18 protein-coding genes are annotated in these 21,798 nt (G+C 67.1%); 1 reads left to right on the top strand and 17 read right to left on the bottom strand.

Annotation, left to right across the window (positions count from 1 at the left end; all coding sequences use genetic code 11):
• Positions 1-70 precede the first annotated feature (70 nt).
• The gene (locus ACZK4Z_RS06740) at positions 71-661 is read right to left on the bottom strand and encodes a class I SAM-dependent DNA methyltransferase (RefSeq protein WP_293791161.1); all 591 of its coding nucleotides are present in this window, start codon (positions 659-661) and stop codon (positions 71-73) included.
• Positions 662-808: 147 nt separating this feature from the next.
• On the opposite strand from ACZK4Z_RS06740, the gene ACZK4Z_RS06745 reads away from it, so the two are divergent.
• On the top strand, positions 809-1,264 hold the full coding sequence (locus ACZK4Z_RS06745) for a CopD family protein (RefSeq protein WP_049399558.1): 456 nt from the start codon (positions 809-811) through the stop codon (positions 1,262-1,264).
• A gap of 140 nt (positions 1,265-1,404) precedes the next feature.
• On the opposite strand, the gene ACZK4Z_RS06750 is transcribed toward ACZK4Z_RS06745, so the two are convergent.
• The 16 genes from ACZK4Z_RS06750 to ACZK4Z_RS06825 form a co-directional block, all read right to left on the bottom strand.
• Positions 1,405-2,364 (bottom strand): acetyl-CoA carboxylase carboxyltransferase subunit alpha, encoded by a 960-nt coding sequence (locus ACZK4Z_RS06750; RefSeq protein ID WP_032128332.1) that lies wholly within the window; start codon positions 2,362-2,364, stop codon positions 1,405-1,407.
• 113 nt (positions 2,365-2,477) lie between these two features.
• Positions 2,478-3,347, bottom strand: a complete 870-nt coding sequence (locus ACZK4Z_RS06755; protein WP_180838112.1) for a hypothetical protein — start codon at positions 3,345-3,347, stop codon at positions 2,478-2,480.
• Positions 3,348-3,412: 65 nt separating this feature from the next.
• On the bottom strand, positions 3,413-7,003 hold the full coding sequence (dnaE, locus tag ACZK4Z_RS06760) for a DNA polymerase III subunit alpha (protein ID WP_121503847.1): 3,591 nt from the start codon (positions 7,001-7,003) through the stop codon (positions 3,413-3,415).
• A 218-nt stretch (positions 7,004-7,221) separates the two neighbouring features.
• On the bottom strand, positions 7,222-7,890 hold the full coding sequence (locus tag ACZK4Z_RS06765) for a ribonuclease HII (protein WP_049399552.1): 669 nt from the start codon (positions 7,888-7,890) through the stop codon (positions 7,222-7,224).
• Positions 7,887-9,089: a lipid-A-disaccharide synthase gene (gene lpxB, locus ACZK4Z_RS06770; RefSeq protein WP_100437555.1), complete on the bottom strand. Its 1,203-nt coding sequence runs from the start codon at positions 9,087-9,089 to the stop codon at positions 7,887-7,889. The genes ACZK4Z_RS06765 and lpxB overlap by 4 nt, the downstream gene beginning before the upstream one ends.
• A 53-nt stretch (positions 9,090-9,142) precedes the next feature.
• Positions 9,143-9,934, bottom strand: coding sequence for an acyl-ACP--UDP-N-acetylglucosamine O-acyltransferase (lpxA, locus tag ACZK4Z_RS06775; protein WP_478451247.1), 792 nt, complete (start codon positions 9,932-9,934; stop codon positions 9,143-9,145).
• A 16-nt stretch (positions 9,935-9,950) separates the two neighbouring features.
• On the bottom strand, positions 9,951-10,409 hold the full coding sequence (gene fabZ / locus ACZK4Z_RS06780; protein ID WP_032128326.1) for a 3-hydroxyacyl-ACP dehydratase FabZ: 459 nt from the start codon (positions 10,407-10,409) through the stop codon (positions 9,951-9,953).
• A complete protein-coding gene (gene lpxD / locus ACZK4Z_RS06785; RefSeq protein WP_010486339.1) occupies positions 10,406-11,428 on the bottom strand; it encodes a UDP-3-O-(3-hydroxymyristoyl)glucosamine N-acyltransferase in 1,023 nt (340 codons plus the stop codon). The genes fabZ and lpxD overlap by 4 nt, the downstream gene beginning before the upstream one ends.
• 432 nt (positions 11,429-11,860) lie before the next feature.
• Positions 11,861-14,224 (bottom strand): outer membrane protein assembly factor BamA, encoded by a 2,364-nt coding sequence (gene bamA / locus ACZK4Z_RS06790; RefSeq protein WP_010486337.1) that lies wholly within the window; start codon positions 14,222-14,224, stop codon positions 11,861-11,863.
• Between the two features lie 74 nt (positions 14,225-14,298).
• Positions 14,299-15,657: an RIP metalloprotease RseP gene (gene rseP / locus ACZK4Z_RS06795; protein WP_032127946.1), complete on the bottom strand. Its 1,359-nt coding sequence runs from the start codon at positions 15,655-15,657 to the stop codon at positions 14,299-14,301.
• Between the two features lie 55 nt (positions 15,658-15,712).
• The gene (locus tag ACZK4Z_RS06800) at positions 15,713-16,903 is read right to left on the bottom strand and encodes a 1-deoxy-D-xylulose-5-phosphate reductoisomerase (protein WP_049399539.1); all 1,191 of its coding nucleotides are present in this window, start codon (positions 16,901-16,903) and stop codon (positions 15,713-15,715) included.
• Between the two features lie 2 nt (positions 16,904-16,905).
• On the bottom strand, positions 16,906-17,742 hold the full coding sequence (locus ACZK4Z_RS06805; protein WP_010486331.1) for a phosphatidate cytidylyltransferase: 837 nt from the start codon (positions 17,740-17,742) through the stop codon (positions 16,906-16,908).
• Positions 17,739-18,506, bottom strand: a complete 768-nt coding sequence (gene uppS / locus ACZK4Z_RS06810; protein WP_032127943.1) for a polyprenyl diphosphate synthase — start codon at positions 18,504-18,506, stop codon at positions 17,739-17,741. The genes ACZK4Z_RS06805 and uppS overlap by 4 nt, the downstream gene beginning before the upstream one ends.
• Before the next feature lie 5 nt (positions 18,507-18,511).
• Positions 18,512-19,066, bottom strand: a complete 555-nt coding sequence (frr, locus tag ACZK4Z_RS06815; RefSeq protein WP_032127942.1) for a ribosome recycling factor — start codon at positions 19,064-19,066, stop codon at positions 18,512-18,514.
• A gap of 96 nt (positions 19,067-19,162) precedes the next feature.
• Positions 19,163-19,891, bottom strand: coding sequence for a UMP kinase (gene pyrH / locus ACZK4Z_RS06820; RefSeq protein ID WP_019659122.1), 729 nt, complete (start codon positions 19,889-19,891; stop codon positions 19,163-19,165).
• Positions 19,892-20,012: 121 nt separating this feature from the next.
• The gene (locus tag ACZK4Z_RS06825) at positions 20,013-21,551 is read right to left on the bottom strand and encodes a GGDEF domain-containing protein (RefSeq protein WP_049399536.1); all 1,539 of its coding nucleotides are present in this window, start codon (positions 21,549-21,551) and stop codon (positions 20,013-20,015) included.
• Between the last annotated feature and the right edge of the window lie 247 nt (positions 21,552-21,798).

Below are 21,798 nucleotides of genomic sequence, written 5' to 3' on the forward strand. Positions count from 1 at the left end.
ATGTTGCCGCGCAGCATATCCCATCCGGGTGTCCCGCAGGTTAAGTTGGCTGAAAATAATGAATCCGGATTCACATCCGTTCCAGCGCGGCCGCATCGCCTGCCGGGGCGGGGCCGAGCCAGCAATGCGACCCTACCGGCTGCAGACCGTGCCGGGCCAGCGTCCGCCGGTACCAGCGCGCCGGGCGGGCCTGGAAACCCTCGTGGTCGCCCTCGAACGCGTCCTCGGCGGCGAAGGTCTCCAGGAAGGCCACGCCGCCGGTCAGCTCCGCCACGCCGGCCAGTCCGGCACGCAGCTCACGGTCGGGCACGTAGTGCATCACGTCCGAGCAGATCAGCAGGTCGACCGGGGCGCAGGGCCGCAGCCAGGCGAAATCACCGAAGCGGGCCAGGTGCAGGTTGCGGGTGCGGCCGTAGCGGCGCACAGCGTACTCGCTGCTGTCGAAGCCGAGGTATTCGACCTTCGGACGCAGCTTCAGCAGCGGCGCGCGCCAGGCGCCTTCGCCGCAGCCGATATCCAGCACGCTGCGGATCGGTCGCTCCAGGTAGTACTCGGCGCTGGCCACAGCCAATGCCACCTTGCGTGCCAGGCGGGCGCTGCCACCGATGTCGGCGCTGCGGTACCAGCGTTGGAAGTAGGCGGCGTCGTAGGTCTTGTCCATGGGGCGGTCGCAGTGGTGAAAACGGCGCTTATCGTACGGCGTTGCGGCGTGCCATGCGTCGATGTGTCGCGGCGCTGGGGCGTGGGGTGGCCCGGCCACGGCATGCGAGAATGGCCGCCAACCTACGCCAGCCGCCGGAGCGAGCGCATGCAGAGCTACTACTGGGTCAAGACCTTCCACATCGTGTTCGTGGTGGCGTGGATGGCGACGGTGTTCTATCTGCCGCGCATCCTGGTGAACCTGGCCGAGACCGCTGGCCAGCCGGCGGTGACCGAGCGCCTGCAGCTGATGGGCCTGCGCCTGTACCGCTTCGGCCACTCGATGTTCGGTCTGGCATTCCTGCTGGGTCTGGTGCTGTGGCTGGGCTACAAGGTCATTCCGGATTTCCCGACGATGGTTGCCTCGGGCGGCGCCGGTTGGCTGCATGCCAAGCTGGGGCTGGTGGTGCTGCTGCTGGCGTATTTCATCTGGATCGGGCGCCTGCTCAAGGGCGTGGCCAAGGGCAGGGCGCTGCCGTCGTCGCGCGCGCTGCGCTGGATCAACGAGATCCCGCTGCTGGCCTTCATCCCGATCGTGTGGCTGGTGCTGGCCAAGCCATTCTGACGCGGGGTCATCTGCACCCGGTAGATCCACGCCATGCGTGGATGCCGCCAGGGCGCAAACGAAAGAGCCGGGCGATTGCCCGGCTCTTTCGTTTCTGCAATCACCTGCGTGTTGCCGGCCAGCGGCCGGCACTACCGGGCTTAGGCCGCTTCGTACGTGCCGTAGCTGCGCAGGCGGGCGTAGCGCTGTTCCAGCAGCTGCTCGGTGGACAGCTTGTCCAGCGCGTCCAGCTCGTTCAGCAGCACCGCCTTCAGGCGCTTGGCCATCTGCGTCGGGTTGCGGTGGGCGCCGCCGGTCGGCTCGCGCACGACCTTGTCGACCAGGCCCAGGCTCTTCAGGCGCGGGGCGGTCAGGCCCAGCTGTTCGGCGGCATCCTTGGCCTTGCCGGCATCCTTCCACAGGATCGAGGCGCAGCCTTCCGGGGTGATGGTCGAGTACACCGAGTACTCCAGCATCACGGTGCGGTCGCCCACGCCCAGCGCCAGCGCGCCGCCGGAGCCACCTTCACCGATCACGGTGCAGATGATCGGCACCTTCAGTTCGGCCATCTCGATCAGGTTGCGTGCGATCGCTTCGGACTGGCCGCGCGATTCGGCATCGATGCCCGGCCAGGCGCCGGCGGTGTCGATCAGGGTCAGCACCGGCAGGCCGAAGCGCTCGGCCATCTTCATCAGGCGCAGGGCCTTGCGGTAGCCCTCCGGCTTGGGCATGCCGAAGTTGCGCTTGATCTTTTCCTTGGTGTCACGGCCCTTCTGGTGGCCGATCACCATCACTGCACGGCCGTTGATGCGTGCCAGGCCGCCCATGATCGCCTTGTCGTCGGCGAAGGCACGGTCGCCGGCCAGCTCCTGGAACTCATCGAACATGACGCGTAGGTAGTCGGCGGTGTACGGGCGCGACGGATGACGGGCCAGCTGCAGTACCTGCCACGAGGTCAGGTTGCGGAAGATCTGCGCGGTGCGCATGCGCAGCTTGTCCTGCAGCGCGTGCACTTCCGCCTCGACATTGACCGCCGGCCCGGCACTGGCGTTGCGCAGTTCCTGGATCTTGGCTTCCAGGTCGGCGATGGGTTGCTCGAAGTCGAGGTAGTTCGGATTCATCGGAAGCCGTCGTGTAAAGAAGAGGGGAATTCTAGCCGAATGCGTGCAAACCACCCGTACGCCTTCGTCTGGAAGGCGACGGTAGCGCAGCCGGGCAGGGGGCGCCAGTCAGCTCAGGGCACCACCAGGGCGCTGCGGCCCATCAGCTGGCTGCGCTGGGAAACGAAGTCGTTGTAGGCCTCGTTGGCCTCCCGGCCCAGCCCGCTGCCCAGGGTGGCGGTGGCCGAGGTGAAGGCCATCTGCGCGGCGAAGTCCTGCTTGCGCAGGGCCTTCTGTTCATCGGCGGTGGTGGCCTTCAGCCAGCGCGCATAGACCTCACGCAGCGGCGCGGCATGCGCCTCGAAGGCCGGCACCAGCGCCGGCAGGCTGGCCGGGGCCGGTTCCAGGCTGAACGCCGGGGCCACGTAGCCGGCCGGCTGCTCGCGCTTGAACGCACCCGGCTCGCCCATGCCTTCTTCGACGTAGGCGATGAAGGCGGGGGCGGTGAACACCTTGGCCACGATCTGGCCACCACTGGCGTCGACGTGGGCCACCACCTTTTCCTTCGGGAAGGGCTCGCGCACGCCGTAGGTCCAGGTCTTGTCGATGAACAGTTCGTGGTGCTTCTCGAACGGGCCTTCGAAGTCGACGCCACCCAGCTCGATGCCGGCCTTGCCGGTGCCGAAGTTCTTCAGCTTGCTCTCGTCGGTGACGTAGATCTCGCGGGCGACCACGTACTCGCTCAGGGTCGGGTTGATCAGGCCGCCACGGCCATCGACGTAGACGATGAAGCGCACATCACCGAGCTTGTCGGTATGCAGGCGATGCTCGCCGACGGCCAGCGAAATCGGGCGCGAGCCCTGTGCGGCCACCGGCAGGTCCTTGCCATCGATGCTCAGTGCCAGCGGCGTGTCGGTCGGGTTGTCGATCTGGAACTCGACCTTCGAGGGCGAACAGGCGGCCAGGGCCAGCGCGGCGGCGAACGGGAACAGCAGGGTCTTCATCGGCAATCGTCCTTGATACATGGAACGGGAAAGCAGGGATTTCAGCAAAAACCAGGGAGCCAGCTTCAGCTGGCCCACGGCGGGCTGTAGCGCACCTTCAGGGTGCGCACGGCGGGGTCGGCGCGCAGCGCCTCCATCAGCTTGGAATCGATGCGTACCGCGCTCTGCCCGGACACATCGAGCATGCCGGCGACGCCGCCGTGCGGCCCCTTCAGCAGCAGGTCCAGGCGCAGCGGCGTGCGGCCAGGGCGATGGCGGTCGAGCAGCGCATCAATGCGTTCCCAGACCGGGCGCTGCTGGCGCAGGTCCAGGCGCAGCGAGAGCCGGGTGGCGTAGTTGGCGCAGACTTCGTCGAAGTCCCAGCACTGGCGGATGCGCAGCGCGAAGCCACCGTTGAATTCGTCCTCGCGCAGGCCACCCTTGACCACCAGGATGCGGTCCTTGGTCATCAGGTGGCCGAACTCGGCCATCGCGTCGGAGAACGCGCTGCACTCGACGCGGCCACGGCCGTCCTCGAGCTGGATGAAGATCTGGCTCTCACCCTTGCGGCGCACGCCGACCACCTGGCCGGCCAGCACGGTCTGTACTTCCGGGCGCCAGCGCTTCTCGCCGCCGCCGCCGCCACCGCTGTTGGCGCTCCAGATCTTCTCCACCGAGCCCAGGTCGTTGCCGACCAGGTCGCGCACGTCGTCGCGCCAGGGATCGAACGGGTGGCCACTGAGATAGAAACCCAGCGTGTCGCGCTCGCCATTGAGGCGCTGCAGCAGCGGCCATTCCTCGGCTTCGGGCAGGTCCAGCTGGATCGTGGTCGCGCTCGGGTCGGGGCCGCCGAACAGCGAGTTCTGCCCGGACGCACGTTCGCGCGCCATCTGGTCGGTGGCCTTGATCACTTCCGGCAGCTGCAGCATCAGCGAGGCGCGGTTATGCCCGAGCTCATCCAGTGCGCCGCAGTTGATCATCGCTTCCAGCGTGCGCCGGTTGAGCTTGGCCGATCCGACGCGGGTGCAGAAGTCGAGCAGGTCCTTGTAGTCGCCACCCTTCAGGCGCTCGTCCACGACGGCCTCGCAGGCACCCTGGCCGACGCCCTTGATCGCGCCAAGCCCGTACTGGATGGTGTCCGGGGTCACGGCTTCGAACATGAAGGCGGAGTGGTTCACCTTCGGCGGCAGCACGGTCAGGCCGAGGTTGCGCACCTCGTCGAGGAAGCCGACCACCTTCTCGGTGTTGTCCAGGTCCGAGGACAGCGTGGCCGCCATGAACTCGGCCGGGTAATGGCGCTTCAGCCATGCGGTCTGGTAGCTGACCAGCGCGTAGGCAGCGGCGTGCGACTTGTTGAAGCCGTAGCCGGCGAACTTCTCCATCAGGTCGAAGATCGCGTCGGCCTTGGCCTCGTCCACGCCGTCCTTGGCCGCGCCTTCGCGGAAGATCTCACGGTGCTTGGCCATTTCGGCCGGCACCTTCTTGCCCATCGCGCGGCGCAGCAGGTCGGCGCCGCCCAGCGAGTAGCCGCCGACGATCTGCGCCATCTGCATCACCTGCTCCTGGTACACCATGATGCCGTAGGTGTCCTTCAGGATCGCTTCGGTGCGCGGATCGGGATAGATGATTTCTTCCTGGCCGTGCTTACGCGCGTTGAAGGAGGGAATCAGGTCCATCGGGCCGGGACGGTACAGCGACACCAGCGCGATCAGGTCTTCGAAACGGTCGGGGCGCGCGTCCTTCAGCAGGCGGCGCATGCCCGAGGATTCGAACTGGAACACCGCGCCGGTGTTGCCGTTGGCGAAGATGTCCTTGTAGGTGGGCGTGTCGTCGAGCGGGATCGCGGCGATGTCCACCGGCGGGATGCCGGCGCGCTCATGGCGCTTGTTGATCGCCTTCACCGCCCAGTCGATGATGGTCAGCGTGCGCAGGCCCAGGAAGTCGAACTTCACCAGGCCGACTTCTTCCACGTCGTTCTTGTCGAACTGGGTGACCGGGTTCTTGCCGAGGCCGTTCTCGTCGTGTTCGGCGTACAGCGGGCAGAACTCGCTCAGCGGCTCGGGCCCGATCACCACGCCACCGGCATGCTTGCCGGCGTTGCGGGTCAGGTCTTCCAGCTGCAGCGCCAGGTCGATCAGGTCGCGGACATCGTCCTCGGTCTCGTAACGCTGGATCAGTTCGGCCGACGCCATTTCCGAGCTCGGGCCTTCCTTGCCCTTGCCCAGCGCATCCTTCAGGTGGATGCCGAGGATGTTCGGGATCAGCTTGGAGACACCGTCGACCAGGCCATACGGGAAACCGAGCACGCGGCCGGAGTCGCGCACCACCGCCTTGGCGGCCATGGTGCCGTAGGTGATGATCTGGCTGACGCGCTCGCGCCCGTACTTGCGCGCGACGTAGTCGATCACCTCGTCGCGGCGGTCCATGCAGAAGTCGATGTCGAAGTCGGGCATCGACACGCGTTCGGGATTGAGGAATCGCTCGAACAGCAGGTTGTACGGCAGCGGGTCCAGGTCGGTGATCTTCAGCGCCCACGCCACCAGCGAGCCGGCACCCGAACCACGGCCGGGACCGATCGGGATGCCCTGGTTCTTGCCCCATTGGATGAAGTCGGCCACGATCAGGAAGTAGCCCGGGAAGCCCATCTTGATGATGGTGTTGAGCTCGAACTCCAGGCGCTCGAAATACTCTTCGCGGGTCTTGCCCGGCGCCAGTGGATTCTTCTCCAGGCGCTCTTCCAGGCCATCGCGCGACATCTTCTGGATCCAGGTGTCCAGGGTCTCGTCGTCGGGCACCGGGTAGTTGGGCAGGAAGTAGGTGCCCAGCCGCATCTCGATGTTGCAGCGTTCGGCCAGCGCCAGCGTGTTGTCGATCGCATCGGGGATGTCGGCGAACAGCGCACACATCTCCTCGGCCGACTTCAGGTACTGCTGGTCGCTGTACTCGCGCGGGCGCTTGGGATCGTCCAGCACGCGGCCGGTGGAAATGCATACGCGCGCTTCGTGCGCGCTGAAATCCGTCGGCGACAGGAAGCGTACGTCGTTGCTGGCCACCACCGGCAGGCCACGCTGGCCTGCGGCCATCAGCGCGAACTGGTTGAAGGTTTCTTCGCCCTCGCGGCCGGTGCGGGTCAGCTCCAGGTGCAGGCCGTCGCCGAACACGCGTTGCCAGTCGGCCAGCTGCTGCTCGGCCAGTTCATGCTTGCCGTCCAACGCCAGGCGCCCGGCCAGGCTCTGCCGGCCAGCGAGTGCGAACAGGTTGGCGTTGCCGGCCTTCAGCCAGTCCGGGTGGATTGCCACGCCGCCTTCCGGGCGATGGCCTTCCATCCAGGCGCGGGTCAGCAGGCGCGACAGGCTCAGGTAGCCCTCACGGTCGCGGCACAGCAGGGTCATCCGCCACGGGTCCTGGCCTTCCTCGGCGATCAGCACGTCGGCGCCGGCGATCGGCTTGATGCCCACGCCTTCGGCGGCCTTGTAGAACTTGACCAGCGCGAACAGGTTGTTGAGGTCGGTCACCGCCAGCGCGGGCAGGCCGAGCTCGACCGAGCGCGACAGCAGGTTGGCCTGCTTGGCCTTCTTCGGGTCCGCCTGGTCGGGCTTGGCCGGCACGCGGATGGTCGAGTCCGCCAGCGAGAACTCGGTGTGGACGTGGAGATGTACGAAGCGGGAGTTGGACATGCCGGACCAGGTTGGAGCGCGCGGGCCCCGGGTGCTGACGGAAGATCGTCGCCGGGGTCGGGATGCGCTGGAGTGCCCGGTCAGGGTAGCGAGGGCAGGGGGAAGCGACAAGGACTTGACGGTGCGCCGATTGCGCGAATGTCGCCGGGCATGGCCCGGCGCCAGCGGAGGCGTTCACATTGCCGTGAAAGCGCCGGACGATACCCGGCAGCCGTTGTTCAAGCGATGGCTGTGATCGCGGGGGCTGGCGCTGTTTCCAGGCACTCGCGCACCGGGGCGAAGCTGCGCCGGTGCTCCACGCAGGGGCCGTGCTCGCGCAGGGCGGCCAGGTGGGCCGGGGTGCCGTAGCCCTTGTGCTGCTCGAAGCCGTACTGCGGATGGCGGGCATGCACCTCCTGCATGTAGCGGTCGCGCGAGACCTTGGCCAGGATCGAGGCGGCCATGATCGCGCGGTCGATGCCATCGCCGCCGACCAGCGCCTGCGCCGGCAGTACCAGCCCCTTGGGCACCACGTTGCCATCGATGCGCGCGAAGCCGGCCACGTGGGCGACCGCTGCGACCACGTCGCGCATGCCCTGCAGGGTGGCCTGGTAGATGTTCAGACGGTCGATGGTGTCCACGTCCACCAGCACCACATGCCAGGCCAGGGCGCGCTCGATGATGCGGTCATGCAGCTGCTCGCGGCGCGCCGCGGTCAGCTGCTTGGAATCGTCCAGGCCGTTGATGCGCGGCCGTGCCGGGTCGAACACCACGGCCGCCACCGCGACCGGCCCGGCCAGCGGGCCACGACCGGCTTCGTCGACGCCGGCGACCAGGCGCTCCGGCTCGACCACCGCCGCGCCATCGAACAGGGTCAGGCTGGCCGCTGCGGCGTAGCGGCGGCTCATGCCTGGGCCTGGTCGCGCATCAGCAGCTCGCCGACGGCGTCGGCGGCACGTGCCGACGCATTGCGGCGCAGGCGCTCATGCAGGCGGGCATAGGTGTCCTGCAGGTCGGTCACCCGCTGCGGGTGGTCGAACCATTGCTGGATGGCCGCAGCCAGCTTGTCCGGCGTGCAGTCATGCTGCATCAGCTCCGGTGCCAGGTCCTGGCCGGCCAGGATGTTGGGCAGGGCAAAGCGGTCGACCTTGATCAGGCCGAATGCCTTGACCAGACGATAGGTCAGCTCGTTGACACGGTAGCCGACCACCATCGGCCGCTTCACCAGCATCGCCTCCAGGGTCGCGGTACCGGACGCCAACACCACCACGTCGGCCGCGATCATGGCGTTGCGCGCCTGGCCGTCGAGCACATGCGAGTACGCGACCGGCAGCGCCGAGCGCGACAGCTGCTCTTCGATCAGCCGCTTGCATGCGGGGTTGGCGGCAGGCACCACCACGTGCAGGCCGGGGATGCGCTCGGAGACCTGCCAGGCGGCTTCGAAGAAGGGTTCACCGAGGCGCGAGATTTCGCCCAGGCGGCTGCCTGGCAACACCGCCAGCACCTTGGCCGACGTCGGCAGGCCAAGCGCGGCGCGCGCTTCCTCGCGGTTGCCCTGCAGGGGGATGTCATCGGCCATCGGATGGCCAACGAAACGCGCGTCGATGCCGTGCTTGGCATAGATGGGCGGTTCCATCGGGAACAGGCACAGCACCAGGTCGGCGCTGCTGCCGATCTTCTCGGCGCGCTTCTCGCGCCAGGCCCAGACCGAGGGGCTCACGTAATGCACGGTGCGCACGCCGCGCTGCTTCAGCCAGCGTTCGATGCCCAGGTTGAAGTCGGGCGCGTCGATGCCGATGAACACGTCCGGCTGCCATTCCAGCGCACGCTGGCGGAACGCGGAACGCAGTTTGAGCAGGCGTGGCAGATGGCGCAGTACTTCGGTCAGGCCCATCACCGCCAGCTCGCTGGCATCGTGCCAGGTCAGGCAGCCGGCGCTGCGCATGGCATCGCCACCGATGCCGGCGAACTCGGCATTCGGAAAGCGTGCCTTCAGTTCGCGCACCAGGCCCGCACCCAGCAGATCACCGGAGGCCTCACCGGCCACCAGCGCGATCCGCAACGGGCGCTCGCTGAGCACCCGCTGCGCGGGGACGCTGCCGGCCATCGAGGCCAGCGGAATCACGGCGGCGCCGGCCGGCGCCTGGCCGGTCGTGCTGCTCATCGCAGCAAGGGCCTCTCGGCGTGCTCGATGAAGTCCAGCATGGCCTTCACGTCACCGCTGTCGCGCGCCTGTTCGGTCAGCTGCACCTTGGCTTCGGCCAGTGGCAGGCCCGCCACGTACAGCGTGCGGTAGGCACGCTTGATGGCGGAAATGCGCTCGGCGTCGAAGCCGCGGCGCTTCAGGCCTTCGCTGTTGATGCCGCGCGGGCGGCCCAACGAATCGGTGCCGACCATGGTGAACGGCGGAACATCGCCATTGGTCAGCGCGCCCATGCCGAGGAAGGCATGCGCGCCGATCCGGCAGAACTGGTGGGCCCCGGCGAAGCCGCTGATGATCACGTAGTCACCCACGGTCACGTGGCCGGCCAGGGTGGTGTTGTTGGAGAACACGCAGAAGTTGCCGACATGGCAGTCATGCGCCACGTGCGTGTAGGCCAGCATCCAGTTGTCGTCGCCGATGGTGGTGATGCCGCCGCCGCCGCCGGTGCCACGGTTCAGCGTGACGAACTCGCGGAACACATTGCGGTCGCCGATCACCAGCTCGGTGCGCTCCCCTGCATACTTCTTGTCCTGCGGTTCGCCACCGACGGCTGCGTGGCCGATGAAGCGGTTGTCGCGGCCGATCTTCGTCGGGCCGTGGATGCTGCAGTGGGGGCCGATCACCGTGCCGGCACCGATTTCCACATCGGCCCCGATCAGGGTGAACGCGCCCACCTGGACGTCATCGGCCAGGCGCGCGGCCGGGTCGATGACGGCGGTCGGGTGGATCCGCGGTGCGTTGTCAGTCATTCCTGCCTCCAGTGGATCAGCCCTTGGCGCCGGCGCACATGACTTCGGCCGAGGCAACGACTTCACCGTTGACCTTGGCTTCGCCGTAGTACCAGCCCATGTTGCGGATCAGGCGCTTCATCTGCACATCCAGCATCAGCACGTCGCCGGGAACGACCTGCTTGTTGAAGCGAGCGTTTTCCACCTTGACCATGTAGAACAGCTTGGACTGCGAGTCACGGCCGAGCGTGAGCTGGGTCATCACGCCACCGGCCTGCGCCAGCGCTTCGATGATCAGTACGCCGGGCATGATCGGGCGGCCCGGGAAGTGGCCCTGGAAGAACGGCTCGTTGATGCTGACGTTCTTCTGCGCAAGGATGCGCTTGGCGTCGATGTCGAGCTCAAGCACCCGGTCCACCAGCAGGAACGGGTAGCGGTGCGGGAGCAGTTCCTGGATCTGGCAGACGTCGATCGGAAGCTGCAGCGTGTCGTTCATTCTTTCTCCTTGCCAGCAGCCAGGACGCGGCGAGCCAATGCGTCCAGCTGCTTGAAGCGCGCGGCGTTCTTGCGCCACGTGCGGTTGTCGGTCAACGGGGTGCCGGACGAGTACTCGCCCGGCTCATGGATGGAATTGCGGACCACCGACTTGCCGGTGATCACGACCTTGTCGCAGATCTCGAGGTGGCCGACCACGCCAACGTGGCCGCCGAGCAGGCAGTAGCGGCCGATCTTGGCGCTGCCGGCGATGCCGGTGCAGCCGGCGATGGCCGAGTGCGCACCGATCTGCACGTTGTGCGCGATCTGCACCAGGTTGTCCAGGCGCACGTCTTCGTCCAGCACGGTGTCTTCCAGCGCACCACGGTCGACGCAGGTGTTGGCGCCGATCTCGCAGTCATCGCCGATGCGCACGCCGCCGAGCTGCGGCACCTTGATCCATTTGCCGGCGTCCATGGCCAGGCCGAAGCCATCGGCGCCGAGCACGGCACCGGGGTGCACACGAACCCGCTTGCCGAGCTTGACCCGGGTGACCAGGGTGACCCGCGCGATCAGCTCGCAGCCGTTGTCCAGGCTGCAGTCTTCGCCGATCACGCTGCCGGTGCCGATGATGCAGTTTTCGCCGACCACGCTGCGTGCGCCGACGGAGACGAACGGGCCGATATGCGCGCTGGCGGCGACCTGCGCGCTGGGATCGATGACGGCGCTGGGGTGGATGCCCGGCGGGCGCGTCGGCGCGATGTCGAACAGCGCGGCGATCTTGGCGAAGGTGGTGTACGGGTCCTTGGCCACGAGCGCGGCGCCGGGGGCGGCCTCGGCGTCGTCGGCACGCAGGACCACCAGCGAGGCCTGGCTGTCGGCCAGCTGGGCGCGGTAGCGCGGGTTGGCGAGGAAGGTCAGCTGGCCAGGACCGGCATGGGCGAGGGTGGCCACGCCATGGATGGCGGTGGCGGGGTCGCCGTGGACCTGCAGGCCGAACTGCTCGGCGAGTTGCTGGGCGGTGTAGGTGGGAGTATTCACGGCGGGAGTTTAACGTGTGACGGCATTGCGGTCATGCGGGGCGGTCATGCAGCCAACGGCAGGGCCCCTCGCGGCCGGCAGAGCCAGTGTCATGGGCTGGGTCGGACGGGGCGGGGCTGCGGGGGGCGGCGCAAGTACGTCCATGTAGCCTTGGTCGCCGCATCCATGCGGCTCACACCCCCGCAGCCCCACCCCGTCCGACCTCCGAGGGCGTGGCGCGAGTGCCAGCCACGGAAAAACAGAAAAGATCAAAAGCAGAGCGGGCGCTTCCGGCATCCAGGCCAAACGAAAACGCCGGGCAGAGCCCGGCGCTTCGCATCCCGTCTGGTGGAGAGCCCCCCTTTGTTAAGGGGGCGCGCCAGCGGCGCGGGGGATAGGTGAAATGCGCGGGCAATTCACCGGAGGTGGATCAGTTCTGGGGAACAACGTTCCTCAGAACTGGCCACCGAACGTGAATTGCAGCCGTTCGATCTTGTCATCGTCTTTCTTCTTCAGCGGGAAGGCGTAGCTGATCGAGATCGGGCCGACCGGGGCGCGCCACAGCAGGGCCACACCGGTGGACACGCGCAGTTCGTTGGCCTTGAAGTTGTCCACGCCGTTGTAAACGTTGCCGAAGTCGACGAAGGCTGACACACGTGCCGACGGGCTGTCGAACAGGCGCGGGAAGTAGGCTTCGACCGAACCAACGGTCTTCAGCGAACCACCCAGCGGCTGGCCTTCCGGATAGCCGTTGGTGACTTCGCGCGGGCCGAGGGTGTTGTCTTCGAAGCCACGCACCGAGTTGGTACCGCCGGCGTAGAAGTTCTCGAAGAACGGCAGGCCGCTGGCGGTCACCGTACGGGTGGTGCCGTCCGGGTTGGTCAGCGTGCGGGTGTAGTCGTTGCCATAGGCATCGCCGTAGCCCACTTCGGCACGGGTGTTGATCACCAGCGACGGCATGATCGGCCAGTACTTGCTGATCTGGTAGTTCAGCTTGTAGTACTCGATGGTCGAACCCGGCAGCGTGGTTTCCAGGCCGATGCGCTGGTAGGTACCGCGGGTCGGCATGAAGTAGTCGTTGCGCGAGTCACGCGCCCAGCCCAGCTCGGTGCGCCAGGCATGGAACGTGCGCTTACCGACGGCGTTGATGTAGTCGATGATCGACTGCGGGGTCGAGCCCTGGTAGGTGGTGATCTGGTTGCTGTCGATGCCGAACATCAGCGAGACGGTATCGGTCTCGGTGATCGGCACGCCGAACACCACCTGCGCCGAACCATTGGTGCTGTTGTACTGCGCGGTGTTGAAGTCGGAGTAGTCCAGCTCGCGCCAGGACAGGTTGTAGCCCAGCGACACGCCGTCATCGGTGAAGTACGGGTTGGTGTAGCTGAAGCCGTAGCGCTGCAGGTAGCTGCTGCGCGAGGCTTCGACCGACACGCGGTTGCCGCCGCCGAGGAAGTTGTTCTGCGACAGCTGCACCGAGGTGGTCATGCCGTAGGACTGCGAGTAGCCCAGGCCGAACACGAAGCTGCCGGACGTGGTTTCCTTGACGTTGTAGACGACGTCGACCTGGTCGTTGCTGCCGCTCACGGCCGGGGTTTCAACGTCCACCGACTCGAAGTAGCCCAGGCGCTGCAGGCGGATCTTGGAGCGGTCGATCGCGGCCTGCGAGTACCAGCTGTTCTCGAACTGGCGCATTTCGCGACGCATCACTTCGTCGGACGTACGCGTGTTGCCACGGAACAGGATGCGACGCACCGATACGCGCGGGCCGGGCACGACCTGCATGTTGATCGCCACGGTCTGCTCGGGGCGGTTGGTGGTCGGGATCGGATTCACCTTGGCGAACGCGTAGCCGATGTTGGACAGCGAGTTGGTGATGGTGTCCGAGCTGAATTCCAGCAGCGCACGCGAGAACGTGTCGCCGGACTTCTGGATCACCATGCGCTCGACGTCCTCCTGCGGAAGGATCGTGTCGCCGCTGACCTTGATCTCGGAGATCTTGTACTGCGCACCTTCGGTCACGCCGGCGGTGAGGAACATGTCGCGCTTGTCGGGGCTGATCGACACCTGGGTCGAATCAATGCTGAAGTCGACATAGCCGCGGTCGAGGTACCAGGAATTGAGCTTTTCCAGGTCGCCGGACAGCTTTTCCTTGGAGTACTGGTCGTCACGGCGGTACCACGATGCCCAGTTGTGCTCCTTGGACTCCCAGGTCTCCAGGATGTCCTTGCTCTCGAACTTCTCGGTGCCGACCAGGTTGACGTGACGGATCTTGGCCGCCTTGCCTTCCTTGATGGCGATCGCGATGTCCACGCGGTTGCGGTCCAGCGGGCTCACCGTCGGGGTGATCTCGACGTTGTACTTGCCGCGGTCGTTGTACTGGCGGCGCAGTTCCTGGGTCACGCGGTCCAGGCTCAGGCGATCGAAGGTGCCGCCCTCGGTCAGGCCGATGTCGGACAGCCCCTTGAGCAGCTGCTCGGACTTGATGTCCTTGTTGCCGGTCACGGTCAGCTTGTTGATCGCCGGGCGTTCCTTGACGGTCACCACCAGGATGCTGCCCTGGCGGTCCAGCTGCACGTCTTCGAAGAAGCCGGTCTTGTACAGGGCGCGGATGGTCTCGCCGACCTTGTTGTCGGTGACCGTCTCGCCACGCTCCACCGGCAGGTAGGTGAATACCGTGCCCGAGCTGATGCGCTGCAGGCCATCCACGCGGATGTCGCTGACAGTGAAGGGCTCGGCTGCCTGGGCCAGGGCGGGAGCGCCGGTGACGGCGGCGAGGGCGAGGGCCAGCAGGCGGCGATTGGGGAGTCGCGTCATGTCACGTCCGGTAGGAAGGTCGATTTCATTGGTGCGGGATGCCGACGCTGTAGACGGCAACAACGTGGAAAAGTTCATCGCGGGACCAGGCCGAGGATGTCGTTGTAGAACGCCAACCCCATCAGCCCGGCCAGCAACGCCAGGCCGATGTACTGGCCGGCGGCGATGGCACGCTCGCTCAGCGGGCTGCCCTTGACCAACTCGATAAGGTAATACAGCAGGTGGCCGCCGTCCAAGATCGGGATCGGCAACAGGTTGATGATGCACAGGCTGAGTGACAGCAGGGCAAGGAACTGCAGGAACCAGTCCAGGCCGCGTTTGGCCGAGATGTTGGCTACCCGGGCGATGGTGACGGGCCCGGAAACGTTCTGCAGCGAGGCTTTGCCGGTGACGATGCGGCCCATCATGCCCAGCGAATCGGCCGCCAGGCGGCCGGTTTCGCGCACGGCCACGGTGACCGCGTCGAGCGGGCCATAGCGCAGCAGGGTGTCGTAGGGAGGGCTGAACGAGGTCGGGAACTGCACGCCGATCTGCCAGATCGGCTCGCCCTTTGAATCCTTGCCCTGGCGCGGGGTGACTTCCAGCGCCAGGCGCTCGCCGCCCCGCAGGACCTCGATCATGCCCGGGCCGCCGGCGCGGCCCAGCGTCTGGATCTCGCCGATGACCTGGTCGGCGCCGTCGATGCGCTGGCCGTCGATCGCTACGATCAGATCGCCCGGCTGCAGCTGCCCGGCCACCACGGAGTCCGCGGTGAGCGACTCGACCAGCGCCGGTTGCAGCCACGACTGCCAGTACAGGCCAGCCAGGATCGGCACGCGCCGTTCATCGAAGCCGGGGGGCAGCTGCGACAGCGGCAGGCTGCGCACGCGCACCTGGTCGGCCGGGTCCAGCACTTCCAGCTTCACGTCGCGGCGGTCCATCGCGGCGGCGGTCAGCGCCATGCTGGCCTCGCCGAGGGTGACCACCGGGCGCTCGTCCACGCGCAGCACGCGGTCGCCGCTGGTCAGGCCGGCGCTGGCGGCGATGCCGCTGACACGGCCGATGGTCGGCGAATAATCCTGCTTGCCGATCACGAACATCGCCCACAGCAGCAGGATGCACAGCAGCAGGTTGGCGATCGGTCCGGCGGCGACGATGGCGATGCGCTGCCAGACGGTCTTGTGGTTGAAGGCCTGACCGCGCTCGTGCGGGTGCACTTCGACCTCGCGCTCGTCCAGGAACTTCACATAACCGCCCAGCGGGATGGCGGCGATGGCGAACTCGGTGCCGTGCCTGTCCCGGCGCGACCACAGCGGCCGGCCGAAGCCGACCGAGAAGCGCAGGATCTTTACCCCGCACAGGCGCCCGACCCAGTAATGCCCGAACTCGTGGAACGTGACCAGCAGCCCGAGGCTGACAATCATCCACCAGACCGATCCGATGAAGTCAGTCATGCAGGCTCACAGTGGCGGGCAGGGGCGGCGTCGTCATGCTGGGCGAGGCGGTCGTTCAGGCGGCGTCGATGGCGTTCAGGGTCAGCTGGCGTGCCCGCTGGTCGGCGGACAACAGGACCTCCAGTGTATCGGCTGGCTGGGTCGGCAGTGTTGAAAGAGCGTTAGCAACCAGCTCCGGGATGGTCAGGAAACCGATCCGGCCCTGAAGAAACGCTGAAACCGCCTCTTCATTGGCAGCGTTCAGCACCGCCGGGGCGGTGCCGCCGGCCTGCATCGCCTGCCAGGCCAGGGCCAGGCAGGGGAAGGCGTCGGTGTCCGGGGCCTCGAAATCGAGCCGGCCCTGGGCCAGCAGATCCAGCCCGGATACGCCCGATTCAATGCGTTGTGGCCAGCCCAGGCCAACGGCCAGTGTGGTGCGCATGTCCGGCAGGCCCATCTGCGCCAGAGTCGAGCCGTCCACGAACTCGACCAGCGAGTGGACCAGGCTCTGCGGGTGCACCAGCACTTCGATGCGCTCACCGGGGATGCCGAACAGGTGGTGGGCCTCGATCACTTCCAGGCCCTTGTTCATCAACGTCGCCGAATCGACCGAGATCTTCGGCCCCATCGACCACTTCGGGTGGGCAACGGCCTGGGCCGGGGTGACCTGGGCCAGCTCGGCGCGGCTGCGGCCACGGAACGGGCCGCCGGAGGCGGTCAGCAGGATGCGGCGCACGCCGGCGCCATCGACGCTGGCATCGCGCGAGCGCAGGCACTGGAAGATCGCGCTGTGTTCGCTGTCGATCGGGATGATCTCGGCGCCGGCGCGTTCTGCGGTGCGGGTCAGCAGCTCACCGGCCAGCACCAGCGATTCCTTGTTGGCCAGCAGGATGCGCTTGCCCGCGGCGGCGGCGGCCAGGGTGGAAGACAGCCCGGCCGCACCGACGATGGCGGCGACCACGGTGTCGCAGGCATCGCTGGCGGCCAGCTGGTCCAGCGCGGCATGGCCGGCATGCGCCTCGGTGGCCAGTCCGGCATCGCGCAGGCCATCGCGCAGCTCAGCGAACAGCGATTCGTCGGCGATCACCGCGTGCGCGGGCCGGTGCTGGCGGCACAGTGCCAGCAACGCCTGCACCTGACGACCGGCGGCCAGCACGGTGGCCTGGTAGCGCTGCGGGTGGCGGGCGATCACGTCCAGCGTGGAGGCACCGATCGAGCCGGTGGCGCCGAATACGGCGACCCGGCGCAGGTCTGCGACAGCATTCATGGTCAGAACCCGAAGATTTCCTTGCCGAGTGCGAACACCGGCACTGCAGCCAGGACGCCGTCGACACGGTCGAGTACGCCACCATGGCCCGGAATCAGGTGGCCCGAGTCCTTGGCGCCCGCGTGGCGCTTGATCAGGCTTTCGAACAGATCACCCAGCACCGAGGCGAACACCGCCACCACCGAAGTGATCAGCAGGCCCGGCAGGTGTGCGGTATCGATGCCGGCCAGCCAGCCCAGGCCGACGGCCACGGCGACACCGGCCAGCAGGCCGCCGAACAGGCCTTCCCAGGTCTTGTTGGGGCTGATGCGCGGGGCCAGTTTGTGCTTGCCGAAGTGACGGCCGGCGAAATAGGCGCCCGAATCGGCCGCCCAGACCAGTGCCAGCGCAGCCAGCAGCCACAGGTGGCCCTGCTTGCCCGGCGGATCGCCGCCGGCATGGATCAGCACCAGCGCGGCCCAGGCCGGAACGATGGCCAGCGTACCGGCCAGCATCTTCACGATGCGCGAGGGTGCCGACGGCTGCGCGCCGAAATTGAAGAAGCGCAGCCAGACCAGCGCCGCCAGCCACCAGGCAACACCGGCCAATGTGGTGATCTGGAACAGCACCAGCGTGCTGCCATCGGCCCACACCAGCAGCACCATCAGCAGCAGGTTCAGTACCAGCAGCACGGTGCGCGCCAGGGTGTCTTCGATGCCGGCCAGCTTCAGCCACTCCCACAGGCCGATCAGCAGCACCGCAGCGGCCGCCGCTGCCAGCCATTGGGTCGGCAGCAGCAGGATCGCGGCAATGGCGACCGGCGCCATGATCAGCGCGGCAAGGACTCGGGTCTTGGTCATGGGCTGGAAGTCTCGGTGGCCAGTGCGGCGATCTGGGCGCTGGTCAGGCCGAAACGACGCTCACGGCTGCCGTAGGCGTCCAGCGCCTGCTGCAGCAGGGCGGGATCGAAGTCTGGCCACAGCGCCTCGGTGAACCACAGCTCGGTGTACGCCAGCTGCCACAGCAGGAAGTTGCTGATGCGGGTGTCGCCACCGGTGCGGATGAACAGGTCCGGTGGCGGCAGGTCGGCCAGGGCGACCTGGCTGCCCAGCAGCGATTCGTCGATCTGTTCGGGCAGCAGGCGGCCGGCGGCGACTTCAGCGGCCAGCGCGCGCGCGGCACGGGCGATGTCCTGGCGGCCACCGTAGCTGGCGGCGATCGACAGGGTCAGGGTGGTGTTGTCTGCGGTGCGCTGCTCGGCCAGCTGCATGCGGCTGACCAGCCCGGCACCGAAGCGTTCGCGCTCGCCGATGAAGCGCACGCGCACGCCACGCCGATGCAGCTCGTCCACTTCGCGGTCGAGCGCGCCGAGGAACAGCTTCATCAACGCATCGACTTCTTCCTGCGGCCGGCCCCAGTTCTCGCTGGAAAACGCGAACAGGGTCAGCGCCGGAATGCCCAGCTCAAGGCAGCGCTCGATGGTGCGGTTGACCGCACGCGCGCCGGCCCGGTGGCCGATCACGCGCGGACGACGGCGCTGCTGTGCCCAGCGCCCATTGCCATCCATGATGATGGCAATGTGGCGGGGCAGGGCGGCCGGCAACGGAGGCGGGACTGAAGGCATCGACTTCAGACCGACAGGAGTTCTTTTTCCTTGTCGGCAACGACCTTGTCGACGTCCTTGATGTTGGTGTCGGTCAACTTCTGGATGTCGTCCTCACCGCGCTTCTTCTCGTCTTCGCTGATCGCCTTGTCCTTGACCAGCTTGGCGATTTCCTTGTTTGCGTCCTGACGGATGTTGCGGATCGCGATCTTGGCGCCTTCGCCTTCCTTCTGCACCTGCTTGGCCAGCTCCTTGCGGCGCTCTTCGGTCGGCGGCGGCATGTTGATGCGGATCGCGGTGCCCAGGGTGTTCGGGGTGAACTCGGCGTTGTAGAGACCCTTTTCGATCTCCTTGATCATGCTCTTGTCGAACGGCGTGACCAGCAGCGAGTGGGCGTCGGCGTTGGAGATCGATGCGACCTGGTTCAGCGGGGTGCTGGCGTTGCCATAGGCGCTGACCGTGACGCGGTCCAGCAGGGCCGGGGTGGCGCGGCCGGTGCGGATCGAGGTGAGGGTGTGCTTCAGAGCGTCGATGCTCTTGGCCATGCGCGTCTGCGCGTTGTTCTTGATGTCGTTGAGCATCGCCCGGTCCTGGGTGTAACTGGAATCGGGCGATTATAGGCGAATACGGGACGCTGCCGGGCCAGAATCGGCCCGGAGCTCGCCTGGCGCTCAGGCTCAGGCCGGGTCGCGGCCCTGGACCAGGGTGCCGATGTTCGCGCCGCTGAGGATCTTCAGCAGCTCGCCCGGCTGGCCCATGTCGAACACGCGCATCGGCAGGTCGCTGTCGCGGGCCAGTGCGAAGGCCGCGGTATCCATCACTTCCAGGCCGCGGCGGATCACTTCGTCGTAGCTCAGGCTGTCGAAACGGACCGCGTCGCTGTGCTTGTTCGGGTCCTTGTCGTACACGCCATCGACCTTGGTGGCCTTCAGCAGCAGGTCGGCACCGATCTCGATCGCACGCAGCGCGGCGCCGGAGTCGGTGGTGAAGAACGGGCTGCCGACGCCGGCGGCGAAAATCACCAGGCGGCCCTTTTCCAGGTGGCGGATGGCGCGGCGGCGGATGTAGTCCTCGCACACGTCGTTGATCTTGATCGCGCTCATCACGCGGGCCTTGGCGCCCAGCTTTTCCAGGGCGTCCTGCATGGCCAGGGCGTTGATGACCGTGGCCAGCATGCCCATCTGGTCGCCGGTGACCCGGTCCATGCCGCCAGCGGCCAGGCCGGCGCCGCGGAAGATGTTGCCGCCGCCGATCACCAGCGCCACTTCGGCACCGGCCTGCTGGGCTTCGATGACCTCACGGGCCAGGCGATTGATGACCTTCGGGTCGATGCCGTAGTCCTCATCTCCCATCAGCGCCTCCCCGGACAGTTTCAGAAGGATGCGACGATAGGCGAGCTTGGACATGGGGACCTCGGGTGCGTGGAAATCGCGGGCGATTCTACGCGCATGCGGCGTTGGGCCAAAGTGTTTTGTGCACTGCGGCGCGAAATCCTGCCGTCCGCCCCGCTCACGCGGGGCGTCCCGTTCAGCCCAGCTCGGCGCCGGCGGTGGCTGAAAGCTCGTCGTGGCCGAGGGCGCCGGGGGAGCGGGCGATCACCCGGTTGCGGCCCAGGTTCTTCGAGCGGTACAGCACATCGTCGGCTGCGCGCAGCAGGTCCTGCACGTCGGCAAAGCGTTCGTAGCCGCCCTGGGTGGCCACGCCGGCGGAGAAGGTGACGAACAGCGGGCCTCCTTCCAGCTCGGCCATCGGCGTGGCGACGATGTTGGCCAGCACACGCCGGATCACGTCCAGCGCCACCGATTCACTGGTGTTGGGCAGCAGCGCGACGAATTCCTCGCCACCGAAGCGGGCCACGGTGTCGCTGTTGCGCAGCTGGCCCTGCAGCTTGCCGGCAAAGGCGCGCAGCACCTCGTCGCCGGTCAGGTGGCCGTGGGCATCATTGATTTTCTTGAAGTCGTCCAGGTCGATGAAGGCCACCGACAGCGGCCAGCCCTGGCGCCCGGCGCGCAGGAACTCCTGTTCCAGCACCGCCTCCAGCTGGCGGCGGTTGAGCACGCCGGTCAGGGCGTCGCGGTGGGCCTGGTCGGCCAGGCGCTTGGCCCGCGCCTCGAATTCGTCGGCGCGGCGGCGTGCCTGATCGGCATCCTGCAGCTCGCGCAGGTTGCGCAGGGTGGCCAGCTCCTGCGCGTGGTCGATCAGCTCCCGGACCCGCGAGGGCGAGTTCAGGCCGGCCTCGAACAGGCTGGCGATATCTGGAAGGGCATCGCTGATGCGGGTCAGTACCTGATCGAAACGGGCGCTGTCGAGCTCCAGCCGGTCATGCACCTGGTGCAGAGCGCGTTCGCGGGCGGCATCGGCGTCTTCGTCCAGCCAGATGTCAGCGACAGCGCCGGACAGCTGCACGCAGGCCTGGAACGGCGAATCGGCAGCGTCGTCGTCCTCGCTGTGGCTGATGCTTTCCACCAGGTAGCGCGGCAGGCCCCATTGCTCGGCCACCCAGGCGCCGACATCGGCGTGGCTGCAGCCCAGTTCCTCGCGCTCGCGTGCGACCAGATCGGTATTGTCACGGGCTTCGCGCAGCAGTGGCAGGTAGCGCTCCGATTCGGCCTGGGCCAGGCACAGCACACCCAGGTCCTGCAGCAGCCCGGCCAGCATCAGTTCCTCCAGCCGGCGCAGGCCGCGCGCCTGGCCCAGCTGGCTGGCGGCCAGGGCGCTGAGAATGCTGCGCTTCCACGCGCGCTGGCGCAGGTCGTGGTCGGCACCGCCGCCACCGGTCAAGCCCTGGGTCACGGTGAAGCCGAGGGCGAGGCTGATCGTGGCATTCAGGCCGAGCATGGTCAGCGCCTGGCCGAGGTTCTCGATGCGGCGGCGGCTGGCGTACAGTGGCGAATTGGCGATGCGCAGCATGCGAGCGCTCAGCGCCATGTCGATGGCGATGATGTCGGCGGCGGTGGCGATGTCCGCTTCCGGGTCCTGGGCCAACTCGATGATGCGCAGGGCAATACCGGGTGGCGAGGGCAGGTTGCGGCAGAGCGCCAGGGCAGCTGTCAGCTCGGGAGGCATGTCGGGTCGTTCAATTCCATTGGGACAAGAATACCTAGGAATGCATCACAGTCCGCGATTTTCGTTCCTGCTATGTGACTGTGGATTCCCTGCGCCGAGTATCGGCTTGATTCGCGCGCAACGCAAAGGTGCCGGTTGTGCGCACCAACGGTGCGCACCGGCCGATGGGGCATGAGTTCATCCCTTGGCCCATACATAAAAAAAGAGCCGCGGTTTCCCGCGGCTCCTTCTGGTCGCTTCACAGCCG

It is taken from the genome of Stenotrophomonas sp. 71799_Sma (genome assembly GCF_056482505.1).

What these genes read in the sequence shown, in the direction of transcription:
- ACZK4Z_RS06825 (WP_049399536.1), bottom strand. Translation starts at nt 21,551, where the DNA reads ATGCCTCCCGAGCTGACAGCTGCCCTGGCGCTCTGCCGCAACCTGCCC.
- ACZK4Z_RS06805 (WP_010486331.1), bottom strand. Translation starts at nt 17,742, where the DNA reads ATGACCAAGACCCGAGTCCTTGCCGCGCTGATCATGGCGCCGGTCGCC.
- lpxB (WP_100437555.1), bottom strand. Translation starts at nt 9,089, where the DNA reads ATGGCCGGCAGCGTCCCCGCGCAGCGGGTGCTCAGCGAGCGCCCGTTG.
- ACZK4Z_RS06740 (WP_293791161.1), bottom strand. Translation starts at nt 661, where the DNA reads ATGGACAAGACCTACGACGCCGCCTACTTCCAACGCTGGTACCGCAGC.
- fabZ (WP_032128326.1), bottom strand. Translation starts at nt 10,409, where the DNA reads ATGAACGACACGCTGCAGCTTCCGATCGACGTCTGCCAGATCCAGGAA.
- pyrH (WP_019659122.1), bottom strand. Translation starts at nt 19,891, where the DNA reads ATGTCCAAGCTCGCCTATCGTCGCATCCTTCTGAAACTGTCCGGGGAG.
- uppS (WP_032127943.1), bottom strand. Translation starts at nt 18,506, where the DNA reads ATGCCTTCAGTCCCGCCTCCGTTGCCGGCCGCCCTGCCCCGCCACATT.
- dnaE (WP_121503847.1), bottom strand. Translation starts at nt 7,003, where the DNA reads ATGTCCAACTCCCGCTTCGTACATCTCCACGTCCACACCGAGTTCTCG.
- frr (WP_032127942.1), bottom strand. Translation starts at nt 19,066, where the DNA reads ATGCTCAACGACATCAAGAACAACGCGCAGACGCGCATGGCCAAGAGC.
- ACZK4Z_RS06745 (WP_049399558.1), top strand. Translation starts at nt 809, where the DNA reads ATGCAGAGCTACTACTGGGTCAAGACCTTCCACATCGTGTTCGTGGTG.
- ACZK4Z_RS06765 (WP_049399552.1), bottom strand. Translation starts at nt 7,890, where the DNA reads ATGAGCCGCCGCTACGCCGCAGCGGCCAGCCTGACCCTGTTCGATGGC.
- ACZK4Z_RS06750 (WP_032128332.1), bottom strand. Translation starts at nt 2,364, where the DNA reads ATGAATCCGAACTACCTCGACTTCGAGCAACCCATCGCCGACCTGGAA.
- bamA (WP_010486337.1), bottom strand. Translation starts at nt 14,224, where the DNA reads ATGACGCGACTCCCCAATCGCCGCCTGCTGGCCCTCGCCCTCGCCGCC.
- lpxA (WP_478451247.1), bottom strand. Translation starts at nt 9,934, where the DNA reads ATGACTGACAACGCACCGCGGATCCACCCGACCGCCGTCATCGACCCG.
- ACZK4Z_RS06800 (WP_049399539.1), bottom strand. Translation starts at nt 16,903, where the DNA reads ATGAATGCTGTCGCAGACCTGCGCCGGGTCGCCGTATTCGGCGCCACC.
- rseP (WP_032127946.1), bottom strand. Translation starts at nt 15,657, where the DNA reads ATGACTGACTTCATCGGATCGGTCTGGTGGATGATTGTCAGCCTCGGG.
- ACZK4Z_RS06755 (WP_180838112.1), bottom strand. Translation starts at nt 3,347, where the DNA reads ATGAAGACCCTGCTGTTCCCGTTCGCCGCCGCGCTGGCCCTGGCCGCC.